Raw genomic sequence first — 14,925 nt, forward strand, 5'->3', positions numbered from 1 at the left:
AGCACACTGGGCTCGCTGCGCAAAACGCGGCGGGCCTCAGGCGCTGCCAGATGCGACAGCGCCACACCAACACAAAACGACACAGCCCATGGGCAGCAGGCCGCATGGGCTGTTTGCGAGGCGGGCGCGGGAAGCGGCTCAAGGCCTCACTTCTTACCCTTGCGCACGATCAGGCCCAGGCGCTCGCGGTCGCGGGCAATGCGCGCCTGCTTGCGCTCATTCTCCTTCTCGACCACCTTGCGCTTGGTGTAGCCAGACCAGTCGGCCCAAGCCCACCACAGCGCCGTCAGGCCAAACGGCACGGCAATCCACCACCAAGGCCAATCGGCCACCGGCCCGAAGGCAAAGTACTTCATGGCCAGCAGGATCAAAGAAATGGCAAGCAGGTACATCCAGGCTCCTTGTTTGTTCATCGACACGCCCTGGGCTTCTCTAGAGCGTGCTATGCACTTTTTGCCCCCCGCGAGAGCGCAAAGTGCATAGCACGCTCTAAATAAAAAAGCCCAACGCCGCACATTCTGCAACAGATATATCCAAACCACACCCACGGCTGCGCCCCCTGCCAAGGCCCAAGGCGCGATTTGGTGTACAACCAGGCCCTCTCATTTCACCACCAGAGGATCAGAGGACAAGCCATGAAAAAACCCATGCTGCTGGCAGCGCTGTGCGCGGCCGCCCTGCCTGCGCTGGCGCAGCAGGCCTTGTTTGCCGATGCCATCGCCCCCGCTGCAAGCGGCACGGGCAAGGCGCCCTACCTCTACGTCGGCCAGGCGACCACAGCCAAGGCCCCGCTGGCGCTGAGCAGCCAGCCAGGCAAGGGCACGCCGGTGACGACCGTGCCCGCCCAGGCCCCGCTGACCGTGTTGTTGGCTACGCCCGACAAAGCGCATTACCTGGTCAAGACCAGCCTTGGCCTGACAGGTTGGATTGCCGCCGACGCCCAGCCCGCTGCCGACAGCCGCGACAGCGAGGACTTCAGCCAACTGAAAAAGCTCAGCCCCATCCCCGAGGGCCTGAAGATCGAAGGCCTGCCGCCCTTTGCCCTGCACTACAACCCGCAGCGCATCCAGCCGCTCACGCCGGCGGCGCAAAGCAACGAGGACAGCTACGTGCTGCTGCAAGGGCAGTTTGCCGCCAATGATCGCAACTACCGGCTCGAATGCGGCCCTGGCCCGAGCGCCGACCCCTACTGCGAGCTGCTCGACGCGGCCGACCTCAAGCAACGCGCCGATGGTCAGCTCGGCGCCGGGCGCATGCTGGGCGGGGAGACCTTTTACTTCCCCGGCAACGGTACGCTCTACAGCAGCACCCACATCAACCGCCACCACCAGACCTTCAGCAAATACCGCCTGAAAGACGATGGCCAGCTGGCCGAAGTGGCGCAGGCCTTCTACTACGTGGGCCTGAAAAGCACGGCACTGGCGCCCATCACCCTCAGCAGCCAGCCCGAAGGGGGCGAGCCCGTGGCCCGCATCGCCAAGGGCGACAAACTCCAGGTGCTGCTGCACGACGCCTTCCGCCCGCGCAAGGAAGACGACTACCGCGACTTCCTGCTCATCCAGGCCAGCGACGGCAGCCTGGGTTGGCTGAGCATCAACCACCTCGGCGACGAGCCCGTCCCCATCGAGGATTACCGCTTCATGGGCGACTGAGCGCAGCGACCAGGGCGCTGCTCAAAAGTCGCGCCCGCATGGGGTGCAGCGCGCGAAAACAGCAATGATTCGCATTGATAATTGCACCCCATGCCCCCACCGCCCACGCTCGACGCCCCCAACTGGCCCGCCCCGGCGGGCTTTCGCGCCATCACGGCACGCCTGCAAAAACAGGTGCAGCGGCGCACCGGCTGCGCCGAAGACGCGCGCGATCTGGTGCAAGACGCCTGGCTGCGCCTGCTGGAGCAAGGCGAAGCCGCGCGCCAACTGCGCGAGCCCGCCGCCTGGCTCAGCGCCGTGGCGCATCACCTCACGCTCGACCACCTGCGCCAGCGGCAGGCCGCCGCCCGCTGCGGCCTGCCCCGCCAAGGCAGCCACAGTAACGGCAACGGCGATGGCGATGGTCATAACGACGGCGGCCACGCCCCCGCCATCGCCCCCTGGCAGGCCCAACCCGACGCCGCCGAATCCCTGATGTACCGCCAGGCGCTCGATGCCGTGCAGGCCGCCCTGCACGCCCTGCCCGAACGCGCGCGCCAAGCCTTTCTCGCCCACCGCCTGCACGGCACGCCCCAAGGCGAGCTGGCCGCGCGCCACGGCGTCAGCCTCGCCACCATCGAGCGCGACCTGCAACAGGCCAACGCCCGCCTGCACACCGCCCTGCTGCACTGGCGCGGCGAACACCCCGGCGGCCACGCCGCCAGCCAAGCCCGCCACGCCCAGCACGCCAACGCGGCCCAGCCCGTCAAGACCGCCCCTCCCGCTCCTGCTACTCGCCGCCGCTCGCTCACCGCGCTGCTTGGCCTGGCCGCCCTCAGCGGCAGCGGCCTGCTGGGCTGGCGGGTATGGCAATCCGCCGCCGCCCGCCCCCTGCTGGAGCTGGCGCTGCACACCCCGCGCGGCCAGCTCGCCCGCCAGGCCCTGCCCGACGGCAGCGCCCTCACCCTCGACGCCGCCAGCCGCGCCCACATCACCTACCGCCGCGCCCTGCGCCACGTGCAACTGCTGCACGGCGCGCTGTTTGCCGAAGTGGCCCACGACCCCCAGCGCCCCTTCGTCGTCGAGGCCGCCCTGCCGCCCCAGCCCGCCGCCACGACTTCCGCAAGCGCCACCGCAGACACTGCCGCAACCGGCATCGCCCAAGCCGCCCCCGATGCCCCAGATGCTCGCCCGCGCGTGCGCATCACCGTGCTGGGCACCCGCTTCAGCGTGGACATGGCCCCCGCCGGCATCGACGTGCGCGTGGCCCAGGGCCGCGTGCGCGTTGAATGGCTGGACGCCGATGGCCAGCCGCGCAGCCAGCGCGAGCTGCACCCCGGCCAGGGCCTGCGCCTGCACGCCGCCAGCCCCGCCCCCATCGAACTGCCCGCCAGCAATGCCGCCGGCCTTGGTGATGACGCCGACCAGCACGCCGCCCCCTGGCGCCACGGCCACCTGCGCTTTCACGCCGAGCCCCTGGCCCACGCCATCGCCCGCCTGGCCCGCTACCAGCGCGAAGACGCCGCCCCCATCGAGCTCGATGCGCGCGTGGCCTCGCTCGCCATCAGCGGCCAGGTGCCCGTGCGCCACGCCCACGACTGGCTGCAATCCCTGCCCGCCGTGCTGCCCGTCACCGTGCGCCGCCAGGGCCAGGGCTGGCACATTGCTCCGCGCAGCCATCCGCGCGCGCAGCGGTAAGCGGCCGCGCCAGCGGCCCTCCGCCACAGCGCACCAGCGCCGCAAACCCTCGCGCTTGGGGGTGCCTGCCGCGCTGTTACAAAAAACCTGAGGGAAACGCCCGCGTCGTTCGTCAACACCCATGACGGCCCGTTTTGGGCTGGTCAACCGGGCGGGTTGCGGCGTCAGCCCACCGTCTTGGCACGCGCTGGCAAGCAGCCGCTGGGACAAGGCATGCCACGCGGCAGGCCACCCCATTCGCCCGCTGCTCCAACCGTGCCGAGGCCGTGAACACAGCCCCAACCCGCCCCCTCGCCGCGCGCACGCGCGCCCATTGCCCATTTGACGAAGGACGACAACCGCCATGCTTGCTGCCCCGTTCCGCCCCCGCGCCGCCGCCACCGCAGCCGCGCTGGCCTGCACCCTGGCCGCCTGGCCTGCTGCCCAGGCCCAAACAATCAACCCGGCCACGGCCCCCGCCACAGCCCCCAGCGCCGCGCAAGCGGCCGCTGCCATCCACCTGCCCGCCCAACCGCTGGCGCACAGCCTGGCTGCGCTGGCGCAGCGCAGCGGCGCCTCGCTGGCCTACGCGCCCGAGCTGGTGGCGGGCAAACAGGCCGCCACCGTGCAAGGCGCGCCCGGCGTGGCCGCGGCGCTGGCGCAAATGCTGCGCGGCACCGGCCTGCAAGCGCGCCAGCAGGGCCAGACCTGGACGATCCAGCCCGCCCCGCCCTCTGCGCAAGCCGCCGCCGCAAGCAGCGCAGGCGATGCCCAAACCCTGCCTGCCGTCACCGTGCAGGCCGCGCCCGAGAGCGCCACCGGCCCGGTGCTGGGCTACGCCGCGCGCCGCAGCGCCACGGCCACCAAGACGGACACGCCGCTGCTGGAAACGCCGCAGTCCATCAGCGTGATCGGCGCACAGGAACTGGAGATGCGTCAGACCGAAGATGTGAACCAGGCCCTGAGCTACGTCGCCGGGGTGCATCGCAGCGAGGGCAGCGACCGCACCACGGACAGCTTCTTCATTCGCGGCTTCAGCGCCGGTGCGGGCGCTGGCAGTCTTTTCATGGATGGCCTCAAGTACAAAGTGCAGGACTACAGCGGCCGCATGGAGCCGTATGGCATGGAGAGGCTGGAGCTGCTCAAGGGCGCATCCTCGGTGCTCTACGGCATGAGCGGCCCTGGCGGCGTGCTCAATGCGGTGAGCAAGCGCCCCAGCGCCGAGCCGCTGCGCGAGTTGCGCGCCGAGCTGGGCAGCTTCAGCCGCAAGCAGATCGCGGGCGACTTTGGCGGCAAGCTCACCGAGGACGGCGTGTGGACCTGGCGCTTGACCGGCCTGCTGCGCGACAGCGACACCTTCGTCGATCACATTCCCGATAAGCGCCGTTTCATTGCCCCGGCACTGAAATGGCAGCCCAGCGCGAACACCGCACTGACCCTGCTGGCGCACTACCAGCACGACCGAACCGCTTATCTCTACGGCCTGCCCGTTGAAGGCACATTGCTGCCCAACCCCAATGGCCGCATCCCGCGCGAGAGATTCATCGGCGAGCCGGACTTTGACCGCTACGCGCATGACCTGTACGCGCTCGGCTACCAGTTCGAGCACGCCTTCAGCCCCGCGCTGAAGCTGCGCCATAACCTGCGCTACTTCAAGGGCGACGGCCAATACATGAATGTGGGCGACGACGGCTGGGCCGATGACGCGCTGCGCCAAATCAACCGCTACGGCGTCGAGCGCTACGACCGCAACCAATCGCTGACCAGCGACACCTCGTTGCAATACCAGTGGCGCAGCGGCGGCGTGCAGCACACCAGCCTGATCGGGCTGGACAGCCTGCGCCAGCACGATGACCTGGAGCAATACAACCTGCAAACCCAGCCGCTGGACGTGTTCACGCCCCGCTACGGCAGCACCGTGGCCGAGCGCGAAGCCAGCACCGGCTATTCGCCCAATACCAGAACCCGCCGCCTGGGCCTGTACGCCCAAAACCAGATGAAGTTTGGCCAGCGCTGGGTGGCCCTGTTGGGCGGGCGTTACGACCGCGTGCGCCACAGTGAATGGAATTTCTTCACCGGCGAGCGCAGCGCCGACAACGAGCGCACCAGCGCCTTCACTGGCCGCGCCGGGCTGGTCTATCTGGCGGGCAACGGCTGGGCGCCCTTTGCCAGCTTCAGCCAGTCCTTCGAGCCGCAGGCGGGCACCGACCGTACCGGCGCGCGCTTCAAGCCCACGCGCGGCCAGCAGTGGGAGCTGGGCCTGCGCTACCAGCCGGGGGGCAGCCGCACCCTGCTCAGCGCATCGCTCTACCAGCTGACCAAGCGCAACAACCTGGTGGGCGACCCGCTGAACCCCGACTTTTCCGTGCAGCTGGGTAAAGTGCGCTCACGCGGGCTGGAGCTGGAGGCGCGCACCGCCATCGGCAAGCGCGCCAACCTGATCGCCGCCTACGCCTACACCGACGCGCGCACCATTGAAAGCAGCCCGCTCACGCCCGAGGAAGTGGGCCAGCGCAGCGGCGGCGTGCCGCGCCAGCAGCTCTCGCTGTGGGGCGATTACCGTTTGGCCGACCAAGGTCTGCCCGGGCTGCTCAACGGGCTGCAAGTGGGCGCGGGCCTGCGCCACGTGGGCAGCACGCGCGGCGTGTGGATGGGCGCCCACGTGCCCGCCTACACCGTGCTGGACGCGATGATCGGCTACGACCACGGCCCCTGGCGCCTGGCGCTGAATGTGAGCAACCTCACCGGCAAACGCTACATCGCCAGCTGCACCTACGGGTGCTTCTACGGAGAGGCTCGCAAGGTGACGGCCAGCGTGAGCTGGCGCTGGTGAGATTGCCCCCGGCAACCAGCGGAGCGGCCAGCCCGCACTGGCCATGCGTGGCTTGGCGTCATGCCATGGCCTGCCGCTCCAGGGCACGATCCCAGGCCACGGCAGCCAGCGTGACCAGGCCCAATGCCAGGCCTGTGGCACTGGCGCCTGCCCAGCCCCAGCGCTGCCAGGCATATGAGCCCAGGGCCGAGCCCAGCGATGCGCCCATGAAGTAGCCCGTCATGTAAATGGCGTTGACGCGCGAACGCGCCTGGGGCGCCAGCGCATAGATCACGTTCTGGTTGCTGATGTGCAGCGCCTGCAATGCCGCATCCACCATCAGCAGGCCTGCCAGAAAGCACCACAGATTGGCGCCGCCCTGCGACAGCACGGCCCAGCCGGCCAGCATGAGCCACGCGCCAGCCTGCGTAGTGCGCCACACCAGGCCGCGATCGGCCAGCCGCCCGGCCAGATTGGCCATGAGTGCGCCAGCAATGCCTGCCAGGCCGATCAGGCCAATTTGTGCGTCACTGAAGCCGTAGCCAGGTCCAGCCAACAGCAAGGCCATGGTGGAGAACAAGGTGCTGACTGCGGCAAAGCCCAGGCCGCCAATCAAGGCCCGGCTGCGCAGGCGCGGCTGCTGGCGCAGCAGGGCCAGTAAGGAGGCCATGACGGCCGCGTAGCGCATGCGCTGCGCCGGATGCGCAAGCGGCAGCCTGCGCCAGAGCAGCCCGGCCATGGCGGCGGTCGCAGCCGCCCCTGCCCAGTACACGGCTTGCCAGCCGCCCCAGTGCGAGAGCAGGCCCGCCACGCTGCGCGCAGCCAGAATGCCCACGAGCAAGCCGCTCATGACCAGCCCGACGGCCCGCCCGCCCGCACCTGGCGCAGCAAAGCTGGCCGCCATGGGCACCAGCACCTGGGCGGCAACGGAGAACAGGCCCGTCATCACCGTGCCCAGGGCCAGCTGCACGAAGCTGCCTGCCAAGGCGCTGATCAACATGCCCGCAGCGGCCAGCAGCATCAGGCCCACCACCAGGCGGCGTCGCTCAAGCATGTCGCCCAGGGGCACGAGCAGCAACAGCCCTGCGGCATAGGACAGCTGGGCCAGCGTCACCGTCAGGGCGGCCGTGGCATCACTGATGTTCAAGCCCAAGGCCATGGAGTGCAGCAGCGGCTGGTTGAAGTAATTGGCCCCTGCGCACAGGCCGCAGGCGCAAGCCATCAGCACCAAGGTGGCGGTGTCCAATACGGGCTGCGGGCAAACGGTTGGGCGATGGGCGGCTGCAGTCATGGCAGGCGATTGTGCGGCAATGCCCGCTTCTGCAAACGCTCAAGGCCAGCGCTGGGGCAGGCGCTGGCGGCGCAGGACAAGGCCCAAAGGAGGGCCAAAGGGAAGGGCCCCCGGCATGCCAAGCGGTCTCCCTGCACGGCACTATGCCATCGACCAATCGTCAAAAAAATGTAAGAGAATGCCCCGCATGAAGCCTGTTCATACTAGGCAACCGCATTCATCAGCGTGAGCGTCTCCACATTTTCACGATCAGACCATCGCCATGAGCATTCTCCAGTGGACGCCGGATATGGATACCGGCATCGTCGAAATCGACAGGCAGCACCGGCGCATCGTCGAGTACATCAACATGCTGCACGAAGCGCGGCAAACGCACGACCGCCAGCGTCTGGGCGAGGTGATTGCAGAAATGGTGGACTACACCATCTCGCACTTTGCCTTCGAAGAGACCCTGATCGAGGAGGCCGGCTACATCTTCACCGGGCCGCACAAAAAAGTGCATGAACTGTTCACGCGCAAGGTGACTGAAATGCAACGGCGCTTTGACAGCGGCGAGGATGTGAGCGCAGAGCTGCACGATATGCTCTCGCGCTGGCTTTTCAACCACGTGCGCAACGAGGACCACGGCTATGTGGAGGCTGTGCAAGCCTACCAGCGCAGATTGCTGGGAGATCAGCAGCCCGCCACGCAATTGCCCACGCAGCCTTTGGAGGCGGGACAGGATCTGGAGGCCGCCGAGGAAGCCTTTGCCGCTGAAGCCGCGCCGCGCAAAGGCTGGCTGGCGCGCGTGCTGGGACTGTAGGCTTGTTGAGATGGCGTGTTGCGGCGGTGTTTTCGGTCAAAAACCGCTTCGCAAACCCAATCTCCCCCCTGGCGCGGCCCCTGCCCTGGCAGGCAGCGCCTGTCGCGCTGAGCACTTTGCTGCCCACTTGGCCTCATGCTCGCCATGCGCCCGTGCGAAGATCGCGGACAGGCCTTCAGAGCCTGTTCAGAATCTTAGAGCGTATGGATCGGCTACAGAACATCGAGACATTTGTCCGCGTTGCCGCGACGCGGAACTTCACCGAAGCGGCCCGGCAGCTGCGCGTGGCCCGCTCAGTCGTTACCACGCGAATCCAGCAACTGGAGGCTCACGTCGGCGCGCCTTTGTTCTTTCGCAGCACACGCAATGTGCAGTTGACGCAGATCGGGCATGCCTTTCTTGGCGAATGCACCGAGCTGGTGGCCAAGGCCAACGAGCTGATCGACCAGATGCGCGATGTGTACGACAACCCTCAAGGCACGCTGAAAATCCACGCTGCAACGGGTTTTGTGCAAGGCCATTTCGCCCCTGTCATCAGCGACTTCCAGCAGGCCTACCCTGGCATACACATTGATTTGGGCGTGGGTGACGAGCTGATTGATTTGGTCAAGTCCGGCGTGGACTGCGCCATGCAAATCCACCCCGTCACTTCCCTGGATCTGGTCAGCCGGCCGCTCTTTCCGATACGGCGCTTCTTCTGCGCCACGCCCAAGTACCTGGCCCAGCACGGCGCCCCGCAGGAGCCCCAGGATCTGCACCAGCACCGCATCGCGTATTACTCCCGATACGCCAGCCGCGACAAATGGGCGTTCTATCGCAATGGGCAAGAGAGCACATTGACCATGGCCCCGGCACTGCTGACCAACAGCGTGCACCTGCTCTACAACTTTGCGCTGGAGCACTCGGCCATTGTCTGCCTGCCTACTTTCGTGGCCTGGCCCGCCCTGCTCGATGGGCGGCTGAAGATTGTGCTGCCCCATGACCTGCTGAAGCCCTTGACCCTGGCGGCGGTGTTCTCGCCCACCTCGCGCAATGCCGTCAAACTGAAGCTGTTTCTCGACTACGTCACGGCAAGATTCCCGCACTTGCCATCCTGGGATGCCCAGCTTCTGGCCTCTGGAATCATCCCTGAGGAAATCATTGAAGCCTAGAGCGTGTGATGCACGGCCCGAGTGCATCGCTGAGGCGCATGCATCTGCGGATTCTTGCAGGCCCTGCATCGCGCCCGCGCTCCATCCCAGCCCCCAATCGCGTTTCCCAGCACGGTGTTTTTGCAGGTCAGTCACAGGGAAAACCCGCATGATTGTTCGATAGAAAAGAACAATCTGACCTTGCTTTGCTGGCTTCTGCAAAGACTGTCTGCCTCCTAAAGTCCGACGCATCAAGAGCTCTTTTGCTCTGGGACGAAAGGAGACGAAAGCATGACCAAGAGCACCGCAGACGTGGCTGCGGCCGCTGGCCTGAAGCAAGCCATCAGGCACCAATTGTTCATCAATGGCCGCTTTGTCGATGCGGCGTCGGGCAAAACGCTGCCGACGCTGAATCCGCACGACAACACGCCCATTGCCGATGTGGCCATGGCCGATGCCGAGGACGTTGACCGCGCCGTTGCGGCAGCCCAGGCGGCCTACCCCCAATGGAGCCGCATGCCTGCGGCAGACCGCGGCCGCATCCTGCTGCGCCTGGCTGACCTGATCGAGGCCAATGCCGAGGAGCTGGCCAGGCTCGAATCACTCGACACAGGCCATCCAATTCGCGACTCGCGCGCGCTGGACGTGCCGCGCACGGCCGCCTGCTACCGCTATTTCGGGGGGATGGCAGACAAGTTCCAGGGCGAGACGATTCCCGTCGAAGCGGGCTTTCTGAATTACACGCTGCGCGAGCCGCTGGGCATCGTCGGTCAGGTCGTGCCCTGGAATTTCCCGCTGATGTTCACCAGCTGGAAAATGGCGCCGGCCCTGGCAGCGGGCAACTGCATCGTCATGAAGCCGGCAGAGGTCACGCCGCTGAGCTCGCTGAAGATCGCCGAGCTGATGTCTGAGGCTGGCATGCCCGATGGGGTGGTCAGCATGTTGCCAGGCCTGGGGCAAGAAGCTGGCGAGGCGATCGCGCAGCACCCGGGCATTGCCAAAGTGGCATTCACGGGCAGCACCGCCACTGGCCGCAAGATTGTGCAGGCCAGCGCCGGCAACCTGAAGAAAGTGCAGCTGGAGCTGGGCGGCAAAGGGCCCAACATCGTCTTTGAAGATGCCAATCTGAACGCGGCCGTCAACGGCAGCGCCTGGGCCATCTTCCACAACCAAGGCCAGGCATGCATTGCGGGCTCGCGGCTGATCCTGCACGAGAAGATTGCCGATGAATTCCTGGAGAAGTTCATCGCCTTGGCGCGCTCGATACGCCTTGGCAATCCGCTGGACCCGCAAACGGAGATGGGCCCGCTGACCAGCGCCACACACCGCGATCGCGTGCTCAGCTATGTGGATGTGGGGCTTCAGGAAGGCGGCCAGGTGCTCACTGGCGGCCGCGCCCCAACCGGCAGCCTGGGCGCGGGCTGCTACGTCGAGCCCACCGTGATGCGCGCGAAGTCCTTGCGCGATCGCATTGCCCAGGAAGAAGTTTTTGGCCCCTTTGTCACCGTGCTGACCTTCCGCACGGATGAAGAGGCGCTCGAAATTGCCAACAGCACGGACTACGGCCTGGGCAGCGGGCTATGGACAAGCCAGCTGCAGCGCGCGCACCGCTTTGCACGCGATTTATACGCCGGCATGGTCTGGATCAACAGCTACAAGCGCGTCAACCCAGGCTCGCCCTTTGGCGGTTACGGCCAAAGCGGCTACGGCCGGGAAATGGGATTTGACGCCATGCACGAGTACACCCAGGTCAAAAGCGTGTGGGTGAACGTCGACGCACAGATTGCCCCCTGGTATTCACGTTGAAGGAGCATGCTATGAACACTCTGGCCTCATCCCAGCGCCGCAAACTGCTTCTGGCAGCCACTGCCTTGGCCTTGGCCGCCAACACGGCCCTGGCCGCACCGCCGGCATGGCCTCAAAAAACCATTCGCATCGTCGTGCCCTTCCCGCCCGGCGGGACGGTCGATGGCGTCGCGCGCCTGCTGCAGCCGCGCCTGCAAGCGGCACTGGGCCAAACGGTGCTGATCGACAACCGCGCCGGCGCAGGCGGAACCGTGGGCGTGCGCGAGGTCGCACGCTCCGCACCCGACGGCTACACGGTGGGGATGGTGTTTGATGCCTTCACCACCTACCCGCTGGTCTATCCGAACCTGGGTTTCGACAGTCGCAAGGATCTGGTGCCGGTGACGCAGATGGCCAGCAACCCGCTCGTGCTGGTGGTCAACCCCTCCGTGCCCGCCAACAACTTGCAAGAGCTGATCGCCCTGGCCAAGGCCAAGCCTGGCACGCTCAATTACGCCTCGGTGGGCGCGGGCAGCAGCAATCACCTGACGGCCGAATGGTTCAAGAGCGTGGCCGGGATCGACGTGGCGCACATCCCCTACAAGGGCGGTGGGCCGGCCCAACAGGATCTGCTGGGTGGGCAGGTGCAAATGATGTTCCTCTCGGCCGTGCTCGCACAGCCGCACGTGCGCGCCGGCAAGCTGCGCGCACTGGCGCAAACGGGCGCCAAACGCGTCGATGCCTACCGCGATGTGCCCACCGTCGCCGAGAGCGGTTACCCGGATTTCCATGTCGAATCCTGGGTTGGCATGTTGGCGCCTGCCGGCACGCCCAGTGCGATCATTGATCGCTTGCACACCGAGGTGACTGCCGCGCTCAACAGCGCCGACATCAAGGCGCGCCTGGCAGAGCAGGGTTTGCAGCCCATCGCCAATACCCCGGCGCAATTTGCCCAGGCACTCTCGGACGAATACGCCAAGTGGCAGCGCCTGATCAGCGAACGCAACCTCTCGCTGGAGTGAACGCGCCATGCTGTCCTTCATCCATGAGCCTGCGCCCACCCGCGTCGTCTTCCGCGCAGGGGCGCTGGCCACATTGCCCGAAGAGATCGAGCGCCTGGGCCTGCAAAGGGCGCTGGTGCTGTCCACCCCGGAGCAAGCGCACATGGCCGAGCGCGCAGCCAGCCTGCTGGGCCAGCGCGCCGCTGGCGTATTTGCCAAGGCCGTCATGCACGTGCCCATCGAAACGGCACGCGCCGCGCGCCAGGAAGCCCAGCGCCTCAACGCCGACTGCGCCGTGGCCATCGGCGGCGGCTCCACCACCGGCCTGGGCAAAGCCATCGCCCTGGAAAGCGCACTGCCCATCATCGCCATCCCGACCACCTATGCCGGCAGCGAGATGACACCCATCTGGGGCATCACCGAAAACGGCGTGAAGAAGACCGGGCGCGACCGCCGCGTGCTGCCCCAAACCGTGATCTACGACCCCGAGCTGACAGTGGGCTTGCCAATTGACTTGAGCGTTACCAGCGGCATCAACGCCATCGCCCATGCGGCTGAAGGGCTTTACGCCCAGGACGGCACCCCCATCACCAGCCTCATGGCCGAAGAAGGCATCCGGGCCATTGCAGCAGCGCTGCCCCAGCTGCGCCAAAACCCGGCACACCTCGATGCACGCGCCCAGGCCCTGTATGGCGCCTGGCTGTGCGGCTCCGTACTCGGCAGCGTAGGCATGGCCATCCACCACAAGCTCTGCCACACCCTGGGCGGGAGCTTCAACCTGCCGCATGCCCCAGTGCATACCGTCGTGCTGCCCCATGCCATCGCCTACAACGCAGCCGCTGCCCCACAGGCCATGCGCAAAATCGCGCGCGCCCTGGGCATTGAGGCCGATGACCCACTCGCAGCCGCCCAAGGGCTGCAGCAATTGGCGCGCGAGAACGGAGCGCCAACGGCCTTGCAAGACATCGGCATGCGCGAGCAAGATCTGGAGCGCGCCGCAGACCTGGCCGTCGCCAACCCCTACTGGAACCCGCGCCCCGTAGGCCCTGAAGCGCGCCACGCACTGCGCGCCCTGCTGCAGCGCGCCCATGCTGGCCAGGCCCCCAGCGCCATCGACTGAAGCCTGAATTGCGATGCGAATGGGCAGCCAGCGATTGGGGCGGAGCGCCAGCAGCAACACGCAGTCGATCCATTGGCTCGGCAATGCTTTGCAACGCCGCTGCAAGCCCGCCTCACCCCGCTTTCTTGCTTGCCGTGCAGTGGCTTTGAACCGCCTGATCAGGGCCTGTCCAGCTGCAGGTCTTTGACCACTGTCTCCAAAGCAAACAGCTTGGCCCTGCCAAACAGCTGCGGCAGGGGCGCAACAGGCAGCAGCGCGCGGATGCGCTGGCGCTGCGCATCGGTAGGCTGCACGAAGCAATGCAGGTTCACCACCGCCAGCCACCGCGCAGCCAAGGGCTGGAAGAGGCGCGCAGCGCGGGCCTCATCGCCCAACGCAGCGCGGGGCACGCTCAGCAGCACGATGCAGTGGTTCCACGCATCGCCCAGGCGGCTCAGCTTCAGCAGGCGCAGCCAGTGCTCGGCGCTTTCGCCGCGCATGTGTGGCCAGAGCATCTCTAACGTGGGCGCGTTGCCGCTGCGCTCGGTGTGCAGGCGGGCGACGCGGAACACGGCGCGCGCAGGGTCTTGCAGCGCGCGCAGGGTGAGCGCGTCGGCCGCTTGCGCTTGCAGGCGGTAGGCCGCAGCGTAGGCGGCGCAGCGCACACGGACCGACGCATCATCCAGCGCGGCCAACGCCAGCGGGCGGCCTTGCGGCAGGGCCAGATCGGCCAACAAACCCAGCGCAGCGGCGCGCTGGCGCGGCAGGGCATCGGGCCTGTGCAAGGTGGCCGTGGCATGGGCCAGCAGATCTTCGCCGGGGCCACCGCACAACTGAATCGCCAGATAACGCACGCTGGGGCTGGCATCGAGCAGGGCCGCTTGCAACCAATTGGGCCAGAGGGCTTGCCCGTTGCCCGGGCTTGGCGCGGCGGCGCTGCCGTGCGCGGCTCTCAGCGTGAGGCTCAATGCGCGCAACGCGCTCAAACGGGTGCGGATATGGGGCGTGCGCAGGGCTTGTTCGTACAGGCTTTGGCGCAGCTCAGCACTGGGCAGCTTGTGCACCCATTGCACGGCGCGGCGGGTGATGGTCGGCTGGCGCGCGACCAGGCCACTGGCCAGCACCTGGGCCAGCACCTGGGCCAGGGCTTGGGCGCCCGGCGCATGCAGCGCCCAGTCGAGCAGCGCATCAAAGCAAAACACGGCCTGCGCAGGCGCGCCGCGCCGCACCAAGACATGCAATGACTGGCGCTGGGCGGCATCCATGTCTTGCAGGTTTTTGCGCAGGCTGTGGCGCACCAGCTCCAGCGCATCGCCGTGGTGCGCGCGCTGGCCGCGCTCCAGCGCCCGCAAGGCGGGCAAGACCTGCAGCGCGGTGGCAAAGTCCCATTGCGGCAGCAAGCGCTGCAAGGCCTGCCAGGCGGCAGCGCGCACTTGCGGCGCCCAGTCGTTCAGGCGCAGCAGCACGGCTTGCCAGATGGCGGCATCGGCATTGCCTGGCGTGATGCGCTTCAGGGCGCGCTCACGCACCCGCCCATCGGGGCTGAGCAGTTCGGTCAACAAACTGTGGCGCTCGGCTGGCACGGGGGATTGCGGGCAAAGCGCGGCGCGCATCCATTGGGCAAAAGCCCGAGCACGCGCCTGGGTGGATCGGGAAAAGCGCCGGAGCGATGGAAGGACTGGCATGGGCTTTGGGCT

General features: G+C 67.1%; 11 protein-coding genes. 8 read left to right on the forward strand and 3 right to left on the reverse strand.

All coding sequences use genetic code 11. The features are described 5' to 3' along the window. Window positions 1-146: 146 nt before the first annotated feature. Window positions 147-392 (reverse strand): TIGR04438 family Trp-rich protein, encoded by a 246-nt coding sequence (locus tag CLI93_RS03635; RefSeq protein WP_095540538.1) that lies wholly within the window; start codon window positions 390-392, stop codon window positions 147-149. 243 nt (window positions 393-635) lie between these two features. On the opposite strand from CLI93_RS03635, the gene CLI93_RS03640 reads away from it, so the two are divergent. The 3 genes from CLI93_RS03640 (at window position 636) to CLI93_RS03650 (ending at window position 6,141) form a co-directional block, all read left to right on the forward strand. Further along, a complete protein-coding gene (locus CLI93_RS03640) occupies window positions 636-1,652 on the forward strand; it encodes a hypothetical protein (RefSeq protein ID WP_095995663.1) in 1,017 nt (338 codons plus the stop codon). Window positions 1,653-1,742: 90 nt separating this feature from the next. After that, window positions 1,743-3,329 carry a sigma-70 family RNA polymerase sigma factor gene (locus CLI93_RS03645; protein WP_095995664.1) on the forward strand — a complete coding sequence of 529 codons (1,587 nt, stop codon included), beginning with the start codon at window positions 1,743-1,745 and terminating at the stop codon, window positions 3,327-3,329. A 343-nt stretch (window positions 3,330-3,672) separates the two neighbouring features. Further along, window positions 3,673-6,141 carry a TonB-dependent siderophore receptor gene (locus CLI93_RS03650; RefSeq protein ID WP_095995665.1) on the forward strand — a complete coding sequence of 823 codons (2,469 nt, stop codon included), beginning with the start codon at window positions 3,673-3,675 and terminating at the stop codon, window positions 6,139-6,141. Between the two features lie 58 nt (window positions 6,142-6,199). Here the strand turns inward: CLI93_RS03650 and CLI93_RS03655 are convergent, their stop codons facing one another. Continuing rightward, the gene (locus CLI93_RS03655; RefSeq protein ID WP_238946608.1) at window positions 6,200-7,411 is read right to left on the reverse strand and encodes an MFS transporter; all 1,212 of its coding nucleotides are present in this window, start codon (window positions 7,409-7,411) and stop codon (window positions 6,200-6,202) included. 262 nt (window positions 7,412-7,673) lie between these two features. Between CLI93_RS03655 and CLI93_RS03660 the strand changes: the two genes are divergently transcribed. From CLI93_RS03660 to CLI93_RS03680, 5 genes are all read left to right on the forward strand, one after another. Further along, entirely contained in the window at window positions 7,674-8,213 is a 540-nt protein-coding gene (locus tag CLI93_RS03660; protein WP_095995666.1) for a bacteriohemerythrin, read from the forward strand. 203 nt (window positions 8,214-8,416) lie between these two features. Continuing rightward, the gene (locus CLI93_RS03665) at window positions 8,417-9,364 is read left to right on the forward strand and encodes a LysR family transcriptional regulator (protein ID WP_095995667.1); all 948 of its coding nucleotides are present in this window, start codon (window positions 8,417-8,419) and stop codon (window positions 9,362-9,364) included. Between the two features lie 321 nt (window positions 9,365-9,685). Further along, a complete protein-coding gene (locus CLI93_RS03670; RefSeq protein ID WP_095995692.1) occupies window positions 9,686-11,149 on the forward strand; it encodes an aldehyde dehydrogenase family protein in 1,464 nt (487 codons plus the stop codon). A gap of 11 nt (window positions 11,150-11,160) precedes the next feature. Then, window positions 11,161-12,150: a tripartite tricarboxylate transporter substrate binding protein gene (locus CLI93_RS03675; protein WP_095995668.1), complete on the forward strand. Its 990-nt coding sequence runs from the start codon at window positions 11,161-11,163 to the stop codon at window positions 12,148-12,150. 7 nt (window positions 12,151-12,157) lie between these two features. Further along, window positions 12,158-13,249: a maleylacetate reductase gene (locus CLI93_RS03680; protein WP_095995669.1), complete on the forward strand. Its 1,092-nt coding sequence runs from the start codon at window positions 12,158-12,160 to the stop codon at window positions 13,247-13,249. A gap of 158 nt (window positions 13,250-13,407) precedes the next feature. Here the strand turns inward: CLI93_RS03680 and CLI93_RS03685 are convergent, their stop codons facing one another. After that, entirely contained in the window at window positions 13,408-14,913 is a 1,506-nt protein-coding gene (locus CLI93_RS03685; RefSeq protein WP_143326980.1) for a hypothetical protein, read from the reverse strand. Window positions 14,914-14,925 lie beyond the last annotated feature (12 nt).

It is taken from the genome of Vandammella animalimorsus, from assembly GCF_002288875.1.
Lineage (GTDB): Bacteria > Pseudomonadota > Gammaproteobacteria > Burkholderiales > Burkholderiaceae_C > Lampropedia > Lampropedia animalimorsus.